At 39.2% G+C, this 22,089-nt stretch carries 15 protein-coding genes; 11 read left to right on the top strand and 4 right to left on the bottom strand.

Annotated elements, in window-relative coordinates; all coding sequences use genetic code 11:
- Positions 1-773: 773 nt before the first annotated feature.
- From B2W36_RS19845 to B2W36_RS19820, 6 genes are all read left to right on the top strand, one after another.
- Positions 774-1,967 carry a thiol-activated cytolysin family protein gene (locus B2W36_RS19845; protein WP_293884189.1) on the top strand — a complete coding sequence of 398 codons (1,194 nt, stop codon included), beginning with the start codon at positions 774-776 and terminating at the stop codon, positions 1,965-1,967.
- 25 nt (positions 1,968-1,992) lie between these two features.
- A complete protein-coding gene (locus tag B2W36_RS19840) occupies positions 1,993-3,156 on the top strand; it encodes a thiol-activated cytolysin family protein (RefSeq protein WP_293884191.1) in 1,164 nt (387 codons plus the stop codon).
- 61 nt (positions 3,157-3,217) lie between these two features.
- A complete protein-coding gene (locus B2W36_RS19835) occupies positions 3,218-4,984 on the top strand; it encodes a thiol-activated cytolysin family protein (protein ID WP_293884193.1) in 1,767 nt (588 codons plus the stop codon).
- 58 nt (positions 4,985-5,042) lie between these two features.
- Entirely contained in the window at positions 5,043-6,563 is a 1,521-nt protein-coding gene (locus B2W36_RS19830; RefSeq protein WP_293884195.1) for a S41 family peptidase, read from the top strand.
- A 356-nt stretch (positions 6,564-6,919) separates the two neighbouring features.
- Complete coding sequence (locus B2W36_RS19825; protein ID WP_293889344.1) at positions 6,920-9,982, top strand: SusC/RagA family TonB-linked outer membrane protein; 3,063 nt, start codon at positions 6,920-6,922, stop codon at positions 9,980-9,982.
- 10 nt (positions 9,983-9,992) lie between these two features.
- Positions 9,993-11,669 (top strand): SusD/RagB family nutrient-binding outer membrane lipoprotein, encoded by a 1,677-nt coding sequence (locus B2W36_RS19820; RefSeq protein WP_293889343.1) that lies wholly within the window; start codon positions 9,993-9,995, stop codon positions 11,667-11,669.
- A 135-nt stretch (positions 11,670-11,804) separates the two neighbouring features.
- Here the strand turns inward: B2W36_RS19820 and B2W36_RS19815 are convergent, their stop codons facing one another.
- Positions 11,805-12,998, bottom strand: a complete 1,194-nt coding sequence (locus B2W36_RS19815; RefSeq protein ID WP_293889342.1) for an ATP-binding protein — start codon at positions 12,996-12,998, stop codon at positions 11,805-11,807.
- Between the two features lie 210 nt (positions 12,999-13,208).
- On the opposite strand from B2W36_RS19815, the gene B2W36_RS19810 reads away from it, so the two are divergent.
- The 4 genes from B2W36_RS19810 to lipB all read left to right on the top strand — a co-directional run bounded on the left by B2W36_RS19810 (position 13,209) and on the right by lipB (position 18,180).
- Positions 13,209-13,634 carry a hypothetical protein gene (locus B2W36_RS19810; RefSeq protein WP_293889341.1) on the top strand — a complete coding sequence of 142 codons (426 nt, stop codon included), beginning with the start codon at positions 13,209-13,211 and terminating at the stop codon, positions 13,632-13,634.
- Between the two features lie 66 nt (positions 13,635-13,700).
- Positions 13,701-15,806 carry an ATP-dependent DNA helicase RecG gene (gene recG / locus B2W36_RS19805; protein ID WP_293889340.1) on the top strand — a complete coding sequence of 702 codons (2,106 nt, stop codon included), beginning with the start codon at positions 13,701-13,703 and terminating at the stop codon, positions 15,804-15,806.
- Between the two features lie 427 nt (positions 15,807-16,233).
- Positions 16,234-17,424: a GTPase HflX gene (gene hflX, locus B2W36_RS19800; protein WP_293889339.1), complete on the top strand. Its 1,191-nt coding sequence runs from the start codon at positions 16,234-16,236 to the stop codon at positions 17,422-17,424.
- A 60-nt stretch (positions 17,425-17,484) separates the two neighbouring features.
- Positions 17,485-18,180 carry a lipoyl(octanoyl) transferase LipB gene (lipB, locus tag B2W36_RS19795; protein WP_293889338.1) on the top strand — a complete coding sequence of 232 codons (696 nt, stop codon included), beginning with the start codon at positions 17,485-17,487 and terminating at the stop codon, positions 18,178-18,180.
- 181 nt (positions 18,181-18,361) lie between these two features.
- Here the strand turns inward: lipB and B2W36_RS19790 are convergent, their stop codons facing one another.
- From B2W36_RS19790 to B2W36_RS19780, 3 genes are all read right to left on the bottom strand, one after another.
- Complete coding sequence (locus B2W36_RS19790; RefSeq protein ID WP_293889337.1) at positions 18,362-19,582, bottom strand: hypothetical protein; 1,221 nt, start codon at positions 19,580-19,582, stop codon at positions 18,362-18,364.
- Between the two features lie 215 nt (positions 19,583-19,797).
- Positions 19,798-20,178, bottom strand: coding sequence for a hypothetical protein (locus B2W36_RS19785; protein WP_293884212.1), 381 nt, complete (start codon positions 20,176-20,178; stop codon positions 19,798-19,800).
- Between the two features lie 31 nt (positions 20,179-20,209).
- Complete coding sequence (locus tag B2W36_RS19780; protein WP_209578481.1) at positions 20,210-20,626, bottom strand: hypothetical protein; 417 nt, start codon at positions 20,624-20,626, stop codon at positions 20,210-20,212.
- Between the two features lie 187 nt (positions 20,627-20,813).
- On the opposite strand from B2W36_RS19780, the gene B2W36_RS19775 reads away from it, so the two are divergent.
- The gene (locus tag B2W36_RS19775) at positions 20,814-22,085 is read left to right on the top strand and encodes a hypothetical protein (RefSeq protein ID WP_293889336.1); all 1,272 of its coding nucleotides are present in this window, start codon (positions 20,814-20,816) and stop codon (positions 22,083-22,085) included.
- The last annotated feature ends 4 nt before the right edge of the window (positions 22,086-22,089 follow it).

The raw sequence follows: 22,089 nt of genomic DNA, 5'->3' as shown, positions 1-22,089 counted from the left end.
CCTCATCAATCATACCCTTCTAATGATACCACAAGAGCTCCCTTACCAAGTATATTGATATTTAGTGTACTATAAATTTGATTAAAATGATAAATTAAAAATTAAAATTTTCAAGGGCCTTTACTACTGTCGTTATAATATATCAAAAAAGAACTATATTTGTCCTTTAGGATGCATCCCCACCTATTGTTAGTAAACTCACCTAATCTTTAAAAGCATGCAAACGCATGTTTCTATCTCCCCCTTTTACATAGGCACATCTTGACTTCTCTGAAATGATTATTCGCTACCTAGCTCATTGTATTGCTAAGAGACTGATCTTTGCCCCCGTATTTAAATCCAACAAATCCGGATGCACCGGTGATATTAAAGTGTGTAGCTTATTCAAACGATAAGACTAATGAGTTAAATTTTAAACATTAAACATCGCCTTGGTCCCCTTTTTGTCCTACCGGATCAAAAGCAGCAAGAAAAACCATTACCTCACTCTTTTTTTGCCGCAATAATGAGTAGTATTTGTTGCTATTAACATACAAGTTAATCATTTTGCAATTGATTGGATAAAAATCCGCTTATTGCTAAATTTTTCTCCATCTATTATTAAACATAGAATATTTCTAATTCGTTTTGAAGGCTGCACTGTTGATATAAATTATCATAAATTCAAATAAGTATTGATAATAGCAATACACAAATGTGTAGTAATATGTTTAATGAAAAGTAAATTAATATAATTTAATAACTTTGCCGCTTAATTTTATAAAAAAAAACACGTGAAAACTATTAAAAGTATTATCCTACCGGTAACATTGATCGGCTTACTGGCCACATCGTGTTCCAAAGTAAAAGATTTGGTACCAAATGAGGAAAAAGAAATCAACACCCAAGCCAAAGGTTTCAAAAAGTACACCTTTGAACCTACAATATTTAACTTATCCAATTTTGAAAAGAATGGAATACAAGGGCTGTTCAACAAAACAAAGCAAAACTCCATGACCTTTCTAAGGGACAGTACATGGGCTAACGGAAAAGGGAAAACTGATTTTTATGAATCTACCGAAATACCAGCTGTCCTAGACGAAACCAGAAGACAATTATACCTTGGAGCTATTATTAAAGGAGAGGATGCAATTAATGTTGACAATGTTAAAACGGTCTTTATTTCTCCACAACATCGTAATCCAATCACTATATATGTAAACTTCCCTACTGACAGTATTTATAGAACTACCTTACCATCAAAAAGAGTAGAGAATGAATATTTGAGAAATGCGCTAAAAGCGGGTTCCGGTATCCAAATTCAATCGTTTACCTATGAACAGAGCCAATTTCAGAAGACTGAGGAGCTGAAAAAATCATTTGGTGCAAATTTGGATTTAGGAAAAATATTGAAAATTGACTATTTGGATACACTTAGCAAGTCCAGTTTCAAGACAAAAGTGCGCGCGGAATTTACGCAAGAAAACTTTTCTGTTAATATAGAACCACCTATATATGAACCTTTTTTAAAGGAAAGCTTTGATATTAAAACAATTGGACCATACGAACCGTTAATTGTAAGTTCAGTAACCTATGGGCGCAAGGGAATATTCATCATGGAGTCTGATTCATCTTATTCAATGGTAAAACAAACATTGAACGTAGCTTTCAACCTTTCAGCCGAAATGTTAGGTTTATCCGCTACGGAAAAATTGGGTGATAAATTTTATGCAGAACTTAATTTACGACTTACCAAGGAACAAAAAGCAATCATCCAAAATGCAAGAATAAAGGTTTATATAGTCGGAGTAGATGGAAAAAGCACCGTTGAGGCAGTAACAGGAGGTCTAGCGGGATTTGCAAAGGTAATTGCCCAAAATGGAAACTTTACACCAGAAAATCCGGGAGCTATTTTGTATTATTCATTGAACTATTTACGTGATTTTGGAACTTTCAGGAATAAGTTTCAACTGAATATTACATATTAATTTCCTATAATAATCAACAATGGTCATGAGAAGAAAACTGTATATTCTATCCATCTTATTCTTTCTAGTAATAATCGGATGTAAAAAGGACACTCCCTATCAAAAGAGCGCCGATATGGAAAAGAGTAAAAAAAATTTACTATCAAATTATTTTAAAGATTTAAAAATCGAGCCTATCGCACCGGTTATTGTTGAAAACAAGAAACTTGAAGCAGAATCCTTATCTGGCAAAAGTAAAAAAGCTGTTTTGACCCATCTACGGGACACAACAACCGCATCGGGAGTCGGGACCGTTTCATATTATGAGTCTGACGAAATGATAGTAACCCCATCAAACTCGAGTTACATCTATCCGGGGGCCATTTTAAAAGCATCCTCGATAGCAACTGATAAATTTGAAACTCTTTTCGGCTATGATAGAGCGCCAATCAGTGTGCAACTTTCATTCCCATCAAGCAAATCATTTGGAACAATACCAACTGCAAGTCTAGCGAATAGCAGGATGTTTTTAAGAGACGCTTTGATGGCACCGGACTTTTCCGGCGAGACCATTGTTGATTTTACTCAATACTTTGCGGGATTCAATAAATATGAAGAAGTCAAGCTTGCATTTGGCTATAATGTAAATGAGAAAAAATTATTTTCTTCGACAAACACTTCATTTAACGAAAGCTCTAATTCAACCAGATATTTTTCGAAATATGTTGCCAGCTATACTGTCAAAAATTTCACCTTTGATATGTCTGATCCAGTAGAGGGAGAACTTATTGATATTAAATCAATTCCGCCCAATTTATTTAATGGTTTTTCTCCAGTCTATATCAATTCGGTTACTTATGGTCGCTTTGGTTTACTAGTACTGGAATCCAATAAGCTCGGTAATGATATGAAAAGTGTCTTCGAAAAAGTCGTTAAGAAAATTTTGAAAAAAACGACAGAATCATACACACAAGAAGAAAAATCGCTGTTCGCTGGCAGTAGAATAACAATTTATTTATTAGGGAGCAAAATAGGGAGTAATACAGTTCAGTTATTGTTGGATCCTGATCCGGAGAACCTCTCAAATTTTATATCAGAAAACGTGGGAACGTTTACAGCCAGTGATCCAGGTGTACCGATCTCCTATACTGCCAAGTACCTAAAAGACAATTCTAGGTTTAAAACTGTTTTCAATATTCAGCGCTATTAATTATCTAGAATTCATAATGTCCAAGTAGTTTAGCTCGCGACTTAAAAAAATGAAAATTAAAATGAATAAAACACTAAAAAGTTATAAAAAAAGAAATATCCAAAAAACCCAAAATATATTATATTACTTCTGCCTGCTTTTAGTTGTTTGGGGATGTTCAAAAGATCATTTTGATGTTCACAAAACTACACTTGACGATAGCTTGAAGGCATTGAAAGATCCAAGATTAGATCCGTTCACCATAAACACGAATGCATTTCCCAAACCGATCGATACCCATGGATTCGTAAAAAAAAGCAGCACCGACAACCCATCTAGGAGTGGTGGCAAACGTGCTTGGGTAGAAAGGGAACCTGACACGATAGACGTGAAAGGTTCTCAGATCTTCCTGTATCAGAAATATAAGGCACAGATGTTTACCATTGTGGAACCAGAGATGAGCAAGATTATCTATCCGGGTTCAATTATTGATGGTAGAAGTGTAGATGGTCCGAATTTTGATCCCAAAATGTTACTTGGAATCTCAGATCATATTCGTCCAGTCACTATATCTACATCTATGCCTATTTCGCCAGATAAAGTTGCTTATACAAACTTACCCAGGCCCATTGCAGAAAGAGCACTATTTAATGCAGCTTTGAATGATTTAGAGCGCTTATATCCCGATGATATCGGCGCCGCCAAATTGGACGTGGATAGAGATACTTTTCGCGTCTATGAAGAATTAAAGACGCTATATGGTTTTAATAAAAAAATAGATGCATTCTTAGTCGACACGAAGACAATAAAACAAGGCGAGAATCATATGATTGCCTCAAAATCGGCTATGAAGATCCGGTTTGCACAGGAAAATTTCACTATAGATGTCGAGGACTACAATGGGTATGATAAATTATTCGATCCTAGAGGGTTAGATATGCAGAAAATTACAGGCGGTGTGACCCCTCTTTTTGTCAAAAGTGTAACTTATGGCAGAATGGGAATCATGGTGATTGAATCTGGATATAGCAGCGAAAAATTATACAAGGCCGTCTATAAACAGATTGATATCCTTAAAGGCATTATTGGGCTCGGCAGAGATATGACCGAAGAAGAGAAGAAAATAATCAACGAAGCTTCCATTAAAGTCAAATATACAGGTGTCGGATCGGACTCATCCCCAGCGGAAAAAATCCAGGGGCTGGCAGGATTTATTCAGACCTTGACTGCCAATAGTACCTATTCAAAAGAAAACCCCGGTGTGCCAATTGCATTTCAGTTAGCGCTGCTAAAAGAAGGCAATGAACTTTTCGCAGCACCATTTCAAATTAATTATGGACCTTTTGATAAGCCATATTTAAGGATTGAGTACAGAAACTTTAAACAGGAAGTAAAAAAACCAGGACTATATCAGGGAAACTCCCATCCTAGCGTGAATTTGAGCACTCAATTATCATGTAGAGCCGAAGCCTATTTAGCATGTTATCAAGATCCGGGCGCTACGATAAGATTAACTGTACCAAACTTTTTAGAGTTTAAATATGATATCATTAAACACACAAAATCTCAAGGAAATTACTTTGGTCGACTTTACGGAAACGGTGAATATACAATACCAAAAAATACGTTTTTTAAAAATTATGGTTTCGAAGCTAAAATAGAGGATGCTCTTTCAGAAAAACATTATTATCAAGAAGCGGATAATTTCACAGGATATCCTAAATCGCGAGAGATACTTATTCAAAACAACACATTCAAATTAAAGCCGAATGCCAATTATTATCATGTTTTACCGGAATTATTTAACGATTATAAAAAATTTGAAAAGTTAGAGTTTAATGACCTATAGAATATTAAAACTAGATTAGGAGCAACAAAGAATGAAAGCTAAGTCGATTAATATTTTTGTGACTAGTGTAATAGTAATTTTATTGTACTCTTGCAATAAAAAAGACATTCCTATTTATGACATTTCATCCAATCAGCGCAAAATAGTAGAGAAGTTAGATTCCATCTATCTCATTGCTCAACAAGTATATTTATGGAACGATCAATTGCCCGCAATTGATCGTTTCAATCCCAAAGCATTTTTTTATGCACAAACAAATGAAATCAACCTCTATGAAAATGAAATTTTTCAATTAACACGTTATGCAAAAGATCCAACAACAAATGAACTTTATGAGTACAATCCTTTCAGTCCAAAATTGCCAAAATACTCTTCGATAGTTCAACCGATGACTTCTAGCGATGAAAACATAGCAAAGGATTATACCCTATCAAATCCCTTTGGTATTTCTGTTGCCGTTGAAAATAATAATGTTAGACTTATTTATGTAGATCCCAATTCACCTGCAGGGAAAGCAGGGTTAACCAGGGGAATGCAAATTATGACTATAAATGGAGAGAAGGTCATTTCAGAAAAGTCCTTTATCAAACAATGGGAAATTGCACTTAATCTATCCTTTATCAAATTTGAAATACTTGATCTAAATCTAGGAAGAAGAGAAGTCCGATTAAATGCAGCTATATATGAAGAAAATCCTATTATCAAAAAGTTAGTATTAGACAGAAACAAAACTAAAATCGGATATTTAGCCTATAACAGTTTTACTTCTGAGGAAAATACCAAAAAGGTTCTAGAACCCGCATTTTTAACATTCAAACAATCCAATGTCTCAGAATTGATTGTCGATCTGAGATACAATCAGGGAGGCTTTCAAACTAGTGTTAATTTTTTCGCGAACTTGATTGCCCCCTTGTCAGTGGACAAGAAAATTATGTATTCCGAACGTTATAACGATCTAATGCAAATGGGGAACGCTGACATTTTAAAGTCCCAATACGTTCTAGATCAAAATGGAAATGCTACTTATGAGAATGGTAGACTGATTACCCTGCATGACTTAGATTATACAGAAGGAGCCAATACCAACTATTTCAGCAAAGAATCAGGCTTGCATGGTCTTAAAAAAATCTATTTTATCGTTAGTGACATTACCGCATCAGCGAGTGAGCTGTTAATTAATATTTTTAAACCATATCTGGATGTGCAAATTATAGGTGTATCAAGAACGGGCCAAGAAAAGGTGCAGACTTATGGTAAACCAATCGGCTTTTTCCCAATTAAAGTAAAGCAATTTGACCTTTACCTGAGTACGTACCAACTTTTAAATTCGAAAAATGAAGGTCATTATTTTAAAGGTATACCCGCCGACCGAACTGTGATAGATAATATCGAAGCTGATTTTGGTTCTCTGGCAGACCCTGCTATAAATTCAATTATTAACAGTAGTACCCAAAAAAGGCTCAAAAATTCAGAAAAAAAAGAGTTTTCCAATAGACGACATCCTATTTATTACTTCAATAATGACCGCCTGAAAGGAAATCTAAAAACAGTTAAGGATCTCAAACTAAAAAAGCAGTAAATGGCTCTAATTTAAATAATACAACCCTCGAACAGAACAAAAAAAGAAAAAAAACGTACATAACTAATAAACAAACAGTTATATAAAAAATAACACCATTTGTATCAACTTTATTTCTTAAAATTTTTGATTTGCCATCAACAGTAGTAAATTAGCATCTAATTAAAGGAATCACACGCCTCTAATCCCATCGATTTAGAGTATTGAATACTATACAATAATCACTTGCTTCAATCTCCAGCAATATTCAATACTGTTTCCCTAACCAAAATGCTAAATGGAATTAGCCCGCTCCATTAGAACTTCACCGTTATGAAAATACGTATATAAAAAACTGAATATAACACATATACTATATGAATAACAAATTATACTCTACTTTGAGGGTGTTGGGTATTGTTCCGACAATGCTTTTTTCATCATCCTTATTGCATGCGCAAACCAACCAGATAAAGGGAACGGTTGTTGACGCTAAAACCAAAGCCCCTATTCCAGGCGCCACAATTAAAGTGCTGGGCACTTCCAATGCAAGTTCTACAGATGTAAAAGGCGCATTTCAGATCAATGTAGATGACAAAAATCGCATATTGAACATCAGTACTGTCGGTTATGAAAATAAAACGGTAACATTGGGTCCTGGAGAAACGACAGTAACGGTGAGTTTAGAAGAACAAACACAGCAGTTGGAAAGTGTCGTGGTCACCGCACTAGGTATTAGCCGTGCACAAAAATCATTAACATACTCAACACAACAGGTCAATGGTGACGAATTGAACAAAGTCAAAAGCACCAACTTGGCAAATAATTTAAACGGTAAAGTAGCCGGCGTTAATATTGCTTCCAGCTCTTCAGGACCAGGTGGCTCGGCGAAAGTTATTTTGCGTGGTAACAAGTCGGCCTCTGGCAACAACCAGGTACTTTATGTTGTCGATGGGGTTCCGATCAATAACCAGACAGTAGCTTCACAACCTGGAAATATCTATGGGGGTGATCGTGACGGTGGAGATCCAATCGCTTTAATCAACCCAGAAGATGTAGAAAATATCTCTGTATTAAAAGGAGCCTCAGCAGCTGCATTATATGGCAGTCAAGCCGCCAATGGTGTTATTTTGATTACAACCAAATCTGGCAAACAAGGCCGTACTACTGTCAATTTTTCATCAAGCGCGCAGCTAGAGCAGGCTGTATCGTTACCTGAGTTTCAAAGCCAATACGGACGAGGGTCAGGTGGTAAAAGCAATACAACCAGTTTATCAAGCTGGGGAGACAAAACCAACGGTGCTAACTATGACAATGTTGGCGAATTTTTCCGCACAGGTAGCAACTTCACCAATTCATTGACATTGTCTGGAGGTAACGAAAAAAATCAAACGTACTTCTCCTATGCAAATACGCTTGCAAAAGGTATTCTCCCAGAAAATGACCTGATGCGTCACAATTTCAATTTAAAGGAAAGTGCCAAATTCTTTGATGATAAACTAACAGTAGAAGGTAGTGCAAACTATATCACACAAAAACTGGATAACGCCCCTTCCTCTGGATTTTACTTCAATCCTTTAATCGGGCTGTACCTATTACCACGCAACCTAGATATCGCTGACTACAAACAATTTGAAACGTTTAATAGTTCCCGGAATCTATACGATCAAAATTGGTACACTTTAAGTGACGTAGAAACAACACAGCAAAACCCATGGTGGATAGTCAATAGAAATCCAACCCGTTCAACGCGGAATCGTCTCCTACTAAATGGTAGCGCTAAATATCAGATTGCACCTTGGATCAATGTCCAAGCCCGTGGGAGTTTAGACCGCACAAGCGAAGTATGGGACCGCAAAGTATATGCAGGCACACCAACGCCCCTCGGTAGACCAAACGGTAATTATGATTATACAAATACAACGATTACACAGCAATACGGGGATTTGATCGCTAACATGAACTTTCACATCAATGACAAATTTCAAATTACAGGATTGGTTGGTACAAGTATCACGGATTGGAAAACGGAGGGTGTTAACTATTCAAGCGGGACCGTTGGTTTAGAATACCCAAACCAGTTTATTATTCAGAACTCAACAACACCAGCCCCGTCCACTTTGTCTAACAATCGCAGACAGTTACAATCAATATTTGCAAGTACAAATCTATCTTATGACCAATGGCTTTATCTCGATCTTACAGCGCGTAATGATTGGTCAAGCACATTAGCGTTTACAGACTCCAAATCTTTCTTTTATCCATCTGTAGGACTAGGAATTGTGTTAAATGACAAATTACAGTTGCCTGAATTCATTAACTTGGCAAAGATCAGAGGTTCTTATGCAATTGTAGGAAATGACCTTCCTCCGTATACAACGTTATTGACCAATACCGTGGGTTCTTACTCCGTATTGACCTTAAATGATATCGCTTTTCTTAGAACATTAAAACCGGAGAAAACACATTCACTGGAACTTGGTACCGAATGGCGTATGTGGAACAACCGTTTGAATGTGGATGTAACTTATTACAAGACGAATACTAAGAACCAGTTTTTCAAAATTGCGGCCAATCAAGCATCTTTATATAATCAATTTGCAATTAATGCCGGAGATATCCAAAATCAAGGGGTTGAGGCATTAGTTTCAGTTGATGCGATCAAAAATGACAGTTTCACTTGGAACACCAGCCTAAACTTCACCTACAATAAAAACAAGATTATCAAATTAGACGATCGTGTAACAGAGTTTGCACTAACAGGCGCTGGAAATTTCGGCAACTATGCCTCAAAATTCCAAGTTGGTGGTTCTTTCGGCGACATCTACGGAAAGGATTTTGTTCGTGATGTCCAAGGTCGGATTGTCGTGGATGGCGATGGAACACCTCAAATAAATTCGGATTACGTCAAATTAGGAAATTCGAATCCAATCTGGCAACTGGGTTGGAACAATACGTTTAACTACAAGAATTTTAGCCTGAGTTTTCTGATCGACGGTAAGTTTGATTATCAAGTAATGTCATTAACGCAAGCTTTGCTCGACGGAAATGGTGTATCGAAAGTAACTGGAGATGCTCGTGCAAATGGCGGAGTAACTATCAACGGTGCCACATCAAACGGAACACCTGTCACAAATATTGATGCCGAATCATGGTATAGTAAGACAGGGGGTATAAGTCCTGCAAGTAGCCAATACATCTATGATGGAACAGTGGTTAGATTACGCGAATTAACCTTTGGCTATAATTTTAATATTAAAGATAGTTTCTTTAAAAAACTTCGTATCAACGCCGTAGGAAGAAATCTCTTCTACATCTCCAAAAAGGCTCCTTTTGATCCAGAAGTAGCCATGTCAACAGGCAATTCGTTAAGCGGGATAGATATTTTTATGATGCCTGCAACCCGTAATTACGGACTTACGTTAAATGCAACTTTTTAAGAATACTCACATGAAATATACGTTCAATAATATAAGCAAATTTATCGCTACAGGGTTACTCATTGGAGGTACCTTAAGCGGTTGTACCAAGAATTTTGAGGATTACAACAAAAATAATATCGGATTGACCGACGCGGAACTAGCTGCTGGAGGAAAAGACTTGGAGATATTGTTTAAAAGGCCGCAGATGGCAATATACAATTTCTCTGGCGGTGGAGATCCCAATTCCTTTCAATTGCAACAAAACCTGAATGCAGACGTTTTTTCAGGATACATGATGCCAGCCACAGATTTTAAGCTAAGCAACCTTAATTACGCGATGAAAAGTGAATGGAATGGGGAAGCTTATAAAGCTCTTTATCTCAGTGTAATTAATCCTATTGACAAATTACAAAAAAACGGACTGGATAAAACGTATCCTGCTCTTGGAGCGGTCGCAAAAATCCTTAAAGTAGAAGCCACCAGTCGTGTTACTGATATATATGGGCCAATTCCATACATCAAAGTTGGATCAGCGGAGGAAACTACCCCTTATGATAAACAATCTGATATTTATGCGGCATTCTTTACTGAGCTAGAGCAGGCAGTAGAAGCATTAAAATCATTCAATGCCCAGAGTCCTATGACTAACAAAATTGAAGCAATTGACTTGATTTATCCAAATATGGATAATCAGACACGATTTAAAAATTGGCTTAAACTAGCTAACTCACTTCGGCTACGTCTTGCTATGCGCATTGTAAAAGTAAATCCGCAATTAGCAAAAACACAAGCTGAAATAGCATTAAACCCTATCAATGGCGGCGTTTTGGAAAACAACACAGAGAATTTTAAAGTTACAGTACCAACCAATGGCACATTTACCAACCCCCTCTGGTTCATTTCTAAAAATTGGACTGACACGCGCATCAATGCAACACTCACATCCTATATGGTAGGACTAAAAGATCCAAGGATCGCCAAATATATGTCCCCCGTTACCCCAGTATCAACAGATACTTTACTCCTTGGCTCTAAAGGAAAGTATATCGGTATCCGTGCAGGAGGAGTCAATATAAAAAAGGAAACACACCTAAATTTTTCTGCACTCAATACAGAAGGAAATACACCTACACTAACTGCAAACACAGCTCCCGTCCTAATGACGGCAGCAGAAGTCTACTTCTTACGTGCCGAGGCGGCTTTAAGAGGCTGGAACAATGCAGGGGGCACAGCACAATCACTTTATGAGAAAGGAGTGGAGACTTCCTTCACGCAATGGGGTGTAACGTCAGGGTTGAGCAACTATTTGAATGATAATACAAGTACTGCCGCAGACTATGAAGATCCAGTCAATAAAGAAAACAATGCTAAATCGCCAAGTACATTAACCATCAAATGGAATGAGGGTGCTACCAATGAAGAAAAATTGGAACGTATTATCACACAAAAATGGTTGGCGATCTTCCCTGAAGGACAAGAGGCTTGGAGTGAATTCCGTCGTACCGGTTATCCACGCCTATTCCCGGTTGTGGTCAACAATAGCGGTGGACTGATCGATACTAAAATACAGATCCGTCGCTTACCGTTCCCACAAAATGAATACAACACTAATGCAGCTGAAGTACAATCTGCAATCTCGTTGTTGGGCGGACCTGACAACGGGGGTACCAGACTTTGGTGGGATTTAAATAAGGGTAATTTCTAATCGAGAGATCATCCGGGATAAATTCTCAAACGGGGCTATTCAAGTTTTGAATAGCCCCGTTTTTATATAATTTTTACTGTCCCGTTCAACGCAAGATCCCAATGTGGGAAGCGGGTCAATGATCCAGCGGGAATACTAATATAAAAATCCGAATAACCATAGCGGAATCTTTGCGCCAAAACCTGTTTCTATACCATCTGCCGCAATCAGATAACGATCCGCATTTCGAACCTGCTGACTACCTTTATTTTTACCGCCCACTTCGATATGAACCTGCTCGACTAAAAAGTCGCCAGTCTGCGGTTCGGATACTTCCAGCCCTGCATGAAGCAATTGATTCAATAAAAAAGTTTCCCGTAGATTTCCTTGGTTTGGATCTGGGTGAATTGCATAAGAAAGGTTGGTATTTTCCAAGAAAAGTTTGTCCGGCTTTTGTAGCCGCGATACGCCTTTCCCTTGTGCGGATAAAACATTTAAGAGTCCTGCGTCCTTCAATTGATAGATGTATTCTAATATGCGATCTCTGGAAATATCCATTTTGGCTGCTAAGGCGGAAATATTAGGCTTGAAAGGAGCGGATTCTGCTATTACTGCTAATAAGCGTTTTACTTTCACAGCCGTACCAGCATTGTAAGATGCAATGTAAGCAAGATCAATATCAACGACCGCATCTATAATTTGCTCTAGTTTAGGCAAATATTCGTTTTCACCTTCGGTAAATATAGGCAGATAACCCGATCGCAGATACTTTGCAAATAGTGGCAGCGGTCTTATGGAGGAAGTAATATTCACACTGATCTCGCGATGTTGCTTTTGAATGTCTTCAAATGTCATCGGAGAGAATGAGGCCACTCCCGAGAACTGGAGATATTCTCTAAAAGAAAGTCCTGCCAATGTATAGCTCACCACTCGCCTGCTTAAATCGGCTTGACCACGATAGATGTCTAAAGCCGATGATGCCGAAAATATAACGCGCATACCGGGAATCCCATCATAAATATTTTTGAGTTCCCTGGACCAGTTAGGATACTTATGTACTTCATCAATCAGAAGGAGTTGCCCCCCCTGTTGATACCAATCCATTGCGGTATCTAATAAACTATGGTTGTAAAACCAGGTATGATCAGCGGTAATATAGAGACTTTTATCTTTTAATGCGCCCACGTCATATTTCATATGCTGCAATAAAATCGTCGTCTTACCTGCCCCACGTGCACCTTTGATCCCTATCATCCGTTGATTCCAGTTAATTTTTTCATGAAGGTATCTCCTGAAATCATTGTTGATGCCCTGCAAAAGAATATCTTGAAAATTGATCAAAGTTTCCATATTGTCGTTTCTATATTACAAAAATAACTAAATAATGTTGTTTTAAAACTACATTTTTACTAACATATTGTTGTTTCAAACCTACAATCTAATGAAAATTATGCGCAATAGAGTTCAAAATCAAATTTCTCTTGACAAAAACTTAATGGAAATCCTTTGTAGCAAAGACCAAGAATTACCCGTTTGATTAATAAAACCAAGAAGAAGATTATGAAAAATCTCTCCATTTTGAGTATTACGACCCTATTGGCATGTTGCATGCTATTTGTTGTTTGTAAATCGGAGTCACATTTAGAAAATCCTTACAAGGATAAAACAGAAAAGGAACTTGAGTCGCTTTCCAATGAGAAGTACAGCAAAATCGTTGCCTTTGCTAGCCCAAAATCATGTACTGACGCCACAGAATGGGAAATGATGGAAATACGGACAGTATGTGGGACAAGTTACCTTCCCTATCACAAATCCGTTGACAAAACAACCTTGCAAAATATGATCAATGACAACAACCGGTTGATGGAGATATACCAGCCAATGGTGGCTCCCCAAATAAATTGTATACCTTATCGCAAACCATTGGGCGTGATCTGTAAAGAAGGAAAAGCAGACATTAAATATGAAGAATCTGCTTCAAAATAGTCACACTAGCCCAAGAAACGGCTCCATAAACGCATAAATTTTTCGTAATTTAGCCATTCAAGAAGAATGGCTGAATTAAGTTTAATTACCCCCATAGAATACCTCAAAGGTGTAGGTCCACAAAAGGCAGATGTGCTCAAGAAAGAGTTACAGGTATTTACCATTGGTGATCTACTGACGCAATATCCTTTCCGTTATATCGACCGTACAGAGTTTCATAAAATCCGGAAACTTCATCCCGATATGATGGCGGCACAGGTACTGGGGCGATTGGTTTCGCTACAACTCGTGGGCGAGAAAAGAACGAAACGTCTTGTCGGTTCTTTCAAAGACGAAACGGGCTCCATGGAGCTGGTCTGGTTCCAGTCCATCCCATGGCTCCAAAAATCATTAAAAGTCGGCTCAGCCTATATTATTTACGGCAAGCCGAGCGAATTCAATGGGCAGCTTTCCATTACGCATCCCGAAATGGATTTATATAATCCGCAGGTTAAACAGATCGGCAACATGAGTTTGCAGCCGGTGTATTCGTCGACAGAAAAACTCAAAAAGTTCAATCTGGATACCAAAGGGATCCAACGCTTGCAGCAGACTGCACTGGAAACCGTATTCCGTGGTATTGACGAATTGCTTCCTCAGGATGTCATCATTAAGCATCGTTTGATTTCCAGACAACAAGCTTTTGCATCCATACATTTTCCAAGCGATCAAAAGGAGCTGAACCAAGCGATTAAACGCATCAAGTTTGAAGAGCTATTCTTTATACAGCTCAAGTTGCTCAACAACAAACAGCTCAATACCCAGAAGTTTAGAGGCCAGCGCTTCAATAAAGTCGGTGAAAAATTCAACACGTTCTTTAACGAGCGCCTTCCATTTCCTTTAACAGGAGCGCAGAAACGCGTTGTGAAGGAAATTCGCCTGGATACCAACACAGGCGCGCAGATGAACCGCCTCGTACAGGGCGATGTAGGATCCGGGAAAACTGTTGTTGCCCTGATGAGCATGCTGCTCGCTGTAGACAATGGATTTCAGGCCTGCATGATGGCTCCGACAGAAATCCTGGCGACCCAGCATTATCATGGACTTAAAGATCTTGTTGGCGAAGATATTGTTACGATAAAGCTTCTCACTGGCTCCACCAGTACGAAAGAACGTCGTCTGATCCACCAGGCCCTGGAGGATGGTAGCCTGGATATTTTGATTGGCACCCATGCCCTGATCGAGGATAAGGTAAAATTCAACAACCTAGGCTTCGTAGTAATTGACGAACAGCACCGTTTTGGTGTAGAACAGCGGGCAAAACTCTGGCGCAAGAATGTCATTCCACCGCATATGCTGGTTATGACAGCGACACCAATCCCACGGACACTAGCCATGACCATGTACGGCGACTTGGACATTTCCGTCATAGACGAATTACCTGCAGGACGTAAACCAATCAAAACTGTCCACTTTTTTGAAAGTTCGCGTTTACGAATGTTTGGTTTTATGCGTGAGGAGATTGCCAAAGGCAGGCAGGTCTATGTGGTGTACCCGCTCATCAAGGAAAGCGAAAAACTTGATCTGATATATTTAGAAGCAGGCCTAGAAAATTTGCAACGTGAATTTCCGCTACCACAGTATAAGATCAGCATTGTCCATGGCAAAATGCCCGTAAAAGATAAAGACTTTGAAATGCAGCGCTTTGTCAAACACGAAACGCAGATCATGGTTGCTACCACCGTTATTGAGGTCGGGGTCAATGTCCCGAATGCTTCGGTCATGGTCATTGAAAATTCCGAACGTTTTGGGCTATCCCAGCTGCACCAATTGCGTGGCCGCGTAGGCCGTGGTGCCGAACAGTCTTTCTGTATCCTGATGTCGGGGAATAAACTGAGCAAAGAAGGACGGTTGAGACTGGATACCATGGTGCGTACCAACGATGGATTTGAAATTGCAGAAGTGGATCTGCAGCTCCGTGGGCCGGGCGATATATCCGGGACACAGCAGTCGGGTGTTCTTGATCTCAAAATGGCAAATCTGGCCACAGATCAAGCGCTGCTCACCGAGTGCCGAAATACCGTTATCGAAATCTTCAAAGAAGACCCGATGCTCCAAAGCGAAAAAAATCATTTGCTCCGAAACTTCCTCGCAAGAAAATCAGATGGTATCGCCTGGGACAAGATTTCTTAACCGCATGTCATTTTCGCTAGGAAAATTGATCCATCAGGGCAGGGCTTCCTAAAAGCCCCTTATCTTTTTTGTATATAAAACCAAATTTATTTACTTTTGCATCATTATGAACATGATATAGAAAATATCCCTTCTTTTACTAGGCAAAAGATGGCGACCGAACGCTTACATATTTTGAGTTGCCCTGGTAAGCAAATCACAGGAAATTTATTGGTTAATGGAGAATTATGTCATAATCGGCATCAGTCTTGTGTGGTGTACAAATACATAAATTCTTAAATTTACCTTTTCAAACAAACATCGAGCTTTCGGGCTCATTGAACAATAATTAAAAAAGTGAATGAATAACAAGAGTTAGGTAATAAATAGTTTGCAGAGCACTGCTCAATGACCTTTCGATTTCACTTAAAAGACTTAATAGTACAAAATGGCCAGATTTAAAATACACGATACAGCTATAAAACCCGAAACAGCCGTCTTGGTGAGTGTCATCACCCCAAGCGTAACGGAAACAAAAGCAAAGGAATACTTGGAGGAACTTGAATTTCTTGTGCAGACTGCCGGTGGGGAGACCAAAGGCATGTTTACACAAAAGTTGGGTTTCCCAGACCGTGCCACATTTGTCGGCAGCGGAAAGCTGGAAGAAATAAAAGCTTATGTTGAAGCTGAAGAAATTGACATCGTTGTTTTCGACGACGAGCTTTCACCTTCCCAGCTGCGCAATATTGAAAAAGAACTCAAACGCAAGATACTGGACCGTTCCAATCTGATCTTGGACATCTTTGCCCGTCATGCCAAAACTGCACAGGCAAAGACACAAGTAGAATTGGCCCAATTGCAATATCTTTTACCACGTCTGACCCGTATGTGGACCCACTTGGAACGTCAGCGGGGGGGTATTGGTATGCGTGGTCCGGGTGAATCACAGATTGAAACCGATAGACGTATAATCCTGGACAAAATTTCTTTGTTCAAAGAACGCCTAAAAGCAATCGACAAGCAAAACGAGACGCAACGGAAAAACCGTGGTGAGATGATCCGTGTAGCTTTGGTAGGTTATACCAACGTAGGAAAATCGACGATTATGAATATGATCTCCAAGTCTGACGTACTGATCGAGAATAAACTTTTTGCTACACTGGACACCACAGTACGCAAAGTTGTGATCGACAACCTCCCCTTCCTGCTTTCAGATACGGTCGGATTTATCCGTAAACTACCGCACCATTTGGTGGAATGTTTCAAATCGACATTGGATGAAGTTCGCGAAGCCGATGTACTGATCCATGTAGTCGACATCTCACACCCCAACTTTGAGGACCATATCCAAGCAGTAAATGAGACATTGAAAGATCTTAAGGCATTGGACAAACCAGTGATTACGGTATTTAACAAGATTGATCTTTACAAACCGGCTATTGAAGAAGGGCATGATGGCGAAGAGATCGAGGTCACATTGGATGATTTCCGTAATTCATGGATGGCAAAAAATGCAGATCCCGCAATCTTCCTATCAGCAACAAATAAAACGAATATCGAAGAGTTCAAACAAAAACTGTACGATATCATTGTGAAGATGCACAATGAACGTTATCCATACAATAACTTATTGTATTAATTTTGACAAACAATGCTGTGAATGGGCCTTATGCCCATTCACAGTTTAAAAAAATACGAAATGAACAAAGAGGTGCAGTTTCAAGATTGGGGTCTTGTCGATTACCAAGAAGCATGGGACAGACAAGAATCCATCTTTAAGGGAGTATTGGATATCAAGCACGACAATAGGGTCAATGCGACAACGACCATTACCCCAAATTACTTGATCTTCACAGCACATCCGCATGTTTACACCTTGGGGAAAAGCGGGCACGAGGAATACTTGCTATTAGATGAAAAAGGGCTCGAAGAGAAGGAGGCCAAATTCTATAAGATCAACCGCGGTGGTGACATTACGTATCACGGCCCCGGGCAGATTGTCGGTTACCCGATTCTGGATCTTGACAACTTCTTTACGGATATCCACCTTTATCTGCGCACACTGGAAGAAGCGATCATATTGACCTGTGCTGATTTTGGTATTGAAGCCGGAAGATATCCCGGGTTTACGGGTGTATGGATTGAACCGGATAAGCCAACAGCGCGCAAAATATGTGCGATGGGAGTACGCGCTTCACGCTGGGTGACCATGCATGGCTTTGCCTTCAATGTCAATACAGATCTTGACTATTTTAGCAATATCATTCCTTGTGGCATAGACGATAAAGATGTTACGTCATTAAAGCGGGAACTTGGCAAAGAAGTCGACATGACAGATGTGAAAGAAAAACTGAAAGGCCATATTGCGAAACTCTTTGAAATGCAAATAGTGTAATTTAAGTTTTCAACAACATACTAAGGCCCTTTGAAAGCGGAATTTTAATTTCCCTTCAAAGGGCCTTATTTCTGAGCATCCCCATTCCTCCTGTTTAATAAAACTCCTGCTAAGGACACAGACGAAGGACATTTTCAGACACTTAATGGTCTTTACGTGCCCCCGACGCTATTTTCGAATATTAACAGTAAAACATACATTCGTAGCTGGCGAGTTTCCCATCGGCAAATCTGAAGATAAATAGCCCAGCATCGCCGTTCTGGATATAATATACATGCGGATCAGTGATCCAATTCGCCGAAAGCAGGTCGCCAAAGTGGTCTACAAAGTCTTTTTCTGCATAATTAGCATCCATCCGCTCACTCCCCATGACAATGGTTTCGCCTTCACTAAAAAATAGCTGGTACAGACTACCCACCACTCGCCCTTTATTATTTTTTTCAAAGGCGACGATCATATTGGGTGTTTTATAATAGTACTGTGGCTCCCACCCACATTCGGGCATATCCGGAATTTCGGAAACCCGTTGTAAAGCCAGTTGCTTCATTTGGGCATCTGTGATCTTTCCGTCAAATAAAGACACGCCTTTCCACTCGAAATGAGTGTTTAAAGCTTTTAGTTTCTTTGCATATACTTCAGACTGGAGTTCATTGTGAAACTTATCGGCCAAGACCAATTCAAAATCGATATCAACTTTGGGATCCACTACTCCTGCTTTGGTGTAGGTTTCCTTCCAGTAAGTAAGGGCTTCTTTCAATTTGGAATACTTGGTCCAGCCTATTTCCCGTAGACGGCCTACCGCCGCCAGCTCCTTTTCCTGATCCTTTCCTTTGACGTCCAAATAATCTTTTAAAACCTTTTCATAGGTGAGTTGGGCCCCCAGATATTTCATCTGAATATATTCAGGTCGCTCATGAAAGTGATCGCCAATGTACACCCATCCGTCAGCATACAGCGGTACATAATCGATGCACACCATTTCATTGAGACCTGCCCTACGCACAGCGGTACTTGTTGTATTGGGTGCCTTACGCACGCGCAATTGCGAGACCTGTATATAGAAATGTGGGCATTGAGCACCCGTTGTTCCGCGATAGAAATATTGCTGCGGCTCCCCGGCCGACTTCTTTCCATACATAGCGCTTTTCAGGGGCTGACGGTCTATAAAACCAATATCGCCATTACTCACCTGCACCTTATACTGTGTATTGGTGGAATCTAGCAGGTAGACAGGTGCCTCAGTCGGGAAAACTCCCAAGAGATCTTTATTATTTCCTGCTTCACGGTAAAGGTGCCCCCATGTTGAGGTATACATTGGTCGCTGACCTGCTGGCTGTGCTACTGCGTAATTGATAAACCAACTAACAAAAAAGCAGAGTATAAGTAATCCTTTTTTTGACACAAATTAATTCTTTGAATGCATGACTAGTTGCCGTTCCATTGCGATCAATAGCAGGTAATACCTTTTCTACAAATGCAATTGCAGCCTTCATTGATGCTGGTTAAACAAACACCATTTCGATAACCAAATTAAACAAAAAAGGGGCCAATGAAATCACCGGAATCAGGTATTTTTTGAGCTAGGGAACGATCAGATGTATAAACTACCGGATGTCACTATTTGCGTTGCAGTAAACTCACCTGACCTTCCAATGAGAGGATTGTCTTTTCTTGTGCTTTGACCGTTTGCTCTAAAGCATTGATCAACTGCTTATAAATTCCGAGGCCCTCGGCTGTGGCTGGAGTTGTTTCGACAGGCGGTGCACTTACCTCTACTTTCTCATACTTCCGCATCATGGTTCCTTCGCCCATCAACAACCATGCGGGACTAATATCGGGATGTTTGGACAATATAGCGATCATGGCATCCGAACTAAGTGCGGTATTCTTCTGCCCTCCTTTAAAGTTTGCATAGGAAAGTTGCACATCTCTGAAAAATTCGGTTTTACTGATGCCTTTGGTTTCGGCGATCAGCAGCACGCGTTCCTTTACATTCACTTTTGCCCCTTTTTTAAAAAATGTTTGTGCTTTATTTGTTCCTTAAAGATTTTATTTCTTGCTCTTGTATCGACAATAATCGCTCTAACGAAATAATTGTCTTTTCTTGAGACTTAATAGTGATATTTTGTGACGATATAACCTGTTTTAATGAATTGACTACTGCATTGGTTATGCCATCTATTTCATTAGTTACATAGCCTCTCTCGTCCTCCTCCTGAGCAAGAGCGGGTTTTAACATCTCACCTTCACCCTTTAATAACCATTCCGAAGAGTACGCTGGAAATTTTTCAACAATACTCACTAACCACTTTGCCTGCACATCAGTGTTATTGCTTAAAGCACGTGTAAATACACCCCTACTCGCTCCTACTGCAGTTTCAAAGGCTGTTACACTCAGTCCTTCTCTATCTGCAATAACTTTAATTCTCGTTAAAAAAGAACTCATAATCAATAATTATCAATATAAAATTTGTTTAATCGAAAATTAGTGTTTAAATTAGCTTTACCATTGATAATTATAAACACAACATTTAATCAAAAACCTTAAATATGAAACCGAAAAGGCTTTAGATCAGTGCACGGATCAGTATTTGCCCTAGTAGCAGTTTCATCAACTAAAAAAATATAATCTGATGAAAAATACGCAAAAGAAACTAAAAGCGAAACATTTTCGCTATTTAACCCAAGAACACATCGACGATCCGATGAAATATCTTATAGAGTTCTTTGAAAGCGAAACGTCCATACGGGACTGGTTAGCAGACTTAAATATGTTAATCAACGCGGCTTCAAACGCAAAGATGAGCCCACCGCGTTCCTCTAACGGATATCTCACCAAAAAATTAATTGAACAGGTAGAATTGGCGTATGTCATTTTTAGGAGATGTAAACTAAAAACAATAGAACAACCGTTGAAGTTCAATAAACGTGTTTCAGACTACTGGAGTCAGCTATTAGCAACAGACTCATCGACACGTAATATTGACACAGCAGCAGACAGCATTAGTCGATTTTTTTCCTATCAGTCTTTGCAAAAATGGTACGACATTCTTGATGATTTATGGATAAGTTTAGGAGACAGGTATAATGATTTTTTAGGCAATAACGGCCATGCAATACTTGCTGTAAAAGAATTCTTAATGCGTCTGGCGGCTTCTCTCGGAAAGATTTATGAAAATAAAATACTTCCCGACAATGTTATAGAAAATCAAGAAGACATTGCAAATGAGCAGTGCCAAACCCAGCAATCTTTGGACGAAACGGAAGACGAAATACTTCACACCAAAAAATGCATCATATTGCCTGACTGGCTTGCTTCCCAACCTTATTCCATCTCAGCATTAAAAGATTTCTTTGATAGAGACGATCTAAATGGTTGGCGAGAAGACATCCGATATTGGTACCAAACGGTCATCGACGAAAAAGAATTCTGGTCGGCGGACCACAAAAACAGTAAATTTTCTGGCGCAAATTTACTCTTTAACTATACCTGCGTTTACGCCTTATTGGAAATGTTATCCAATAAATCTGAGGAATCACCTATTCTTCCAGTCGGCATGGACGATTCATTTTCGATATTGCCCGAATGCCAATCAGTTTTGATTGGGCACATGAATAAAGAGATCGTGCTTTATTATGTTTCAAATGAAGAACTGGACAATCCTTTGTCAGCACTATTGGCAACAGTTAAATTATACGATCAGCAAGAGTGGAATGAAATCTTGTTTGAATGGATCAACTATGGGCTCGCCAAAAACCGATATACCGGCGCCTATTCAGATTACAGTACACGAATTTACCAGACTATGATCAAAATAATAGAACTCGCCTATTTAACAGCTTTTTCTGAAGAGATAGAATCTCTCAATCAAAAACAAACAGCTCCTCTAGAAACAGAAATATAAAGCC

It is taken from the genome of Sphingobacterium sp. UBA3549 (assembly GCF_002376635.1).
GTDB lineage: Bacteria > Bacteroidota > Bacteroidia > Sphingobacteriales > Sphingobacteriaceae > Sphingobacterium.
The sequence above is the reverse complement of the archived record's forward strand: the minus strand, read 5'-3'. Positions and strand labels throughout refer to the sequence as shown.

Excerpts from the sequence above, each read along its gene's own strand:
- B2W36_RS19840 (WP_293884191.1), top strand. The coding sequence starts at position 1,993 with ATGAGAAGAAAACTGTATATTCTATCCATCTTATTCTTTCTAGTAATA.
- B2W36_RS19835 (WP_293884193.1), top strand. The coding sequence starts at position 3,218 with ATGAATAAAACACTAAAAAGTTATAAAAAAAGAAATATCCAAAAAACC.
- B2W36_RS19825 (WP_293889344.1), top strand. The coding sequence starts at position 6,920 with ATGAATAACAAATTATACTCTACTTTGAGGGTGTTGGGTATTGTTCCG.
- B2W36_RS19820 (WP_293889343.1), top strand. The coding sequence starts at position 9,993 with ATGAAATATACGTTCAATAATATAAGCAAATTTATCGCTACAGGGTTA.
- B2W36_RS19815 (WP_293889342.1), bottom strand. The coding sequence starts at position 12,998 with ATGGAAACTTTGATCAATTTTCAAGATATTCTTTTGCAGGGCATCAAC.
- B2W36_RS19810 (WP_293889341.1), top strand. The coding sequence starts at position 13,209 with ATGAAAAATCTCTCCATTTTGAGTATTACGACCCTATTGGCATGTTGC.
- recG (WP_293889340.1), top strand. The coding sequence starts at position 13,701 with ATGGCTGAATTAAGTTTAATTACCCCCATAGAATACCTCAAAGGTGTA.
- hflX (WP_293889339.1), top strand. The coding sequence starts at position 16,234 with ATGGCCAGATTTAAAATACACGATACAGCTATAAAACCCGAAACAGCC.
- lipB (WP_293889338.1), top strand. The coding sequence starts at position 17,485 with ATGAACAAAGAGGTGCAGTTTCAAGATTGGGGTCTTGTCGATTACCAA.
- B2W36_RS19780 (WP_209578481.1), bottom strand. The coding sequence starts at position 20,626 with ATGAGTTCTTTTTTAACGAGAATTAAAGTTATTGCAGATAGAGAAGGA.
- B2W36_RS19775 (WP_293889336.1), top strand. The coding sequence starts at position 20,814 with ATGAAAAATACGCAAAAGAAACTAAAAGCGAAACATTTTCGCTATTTA.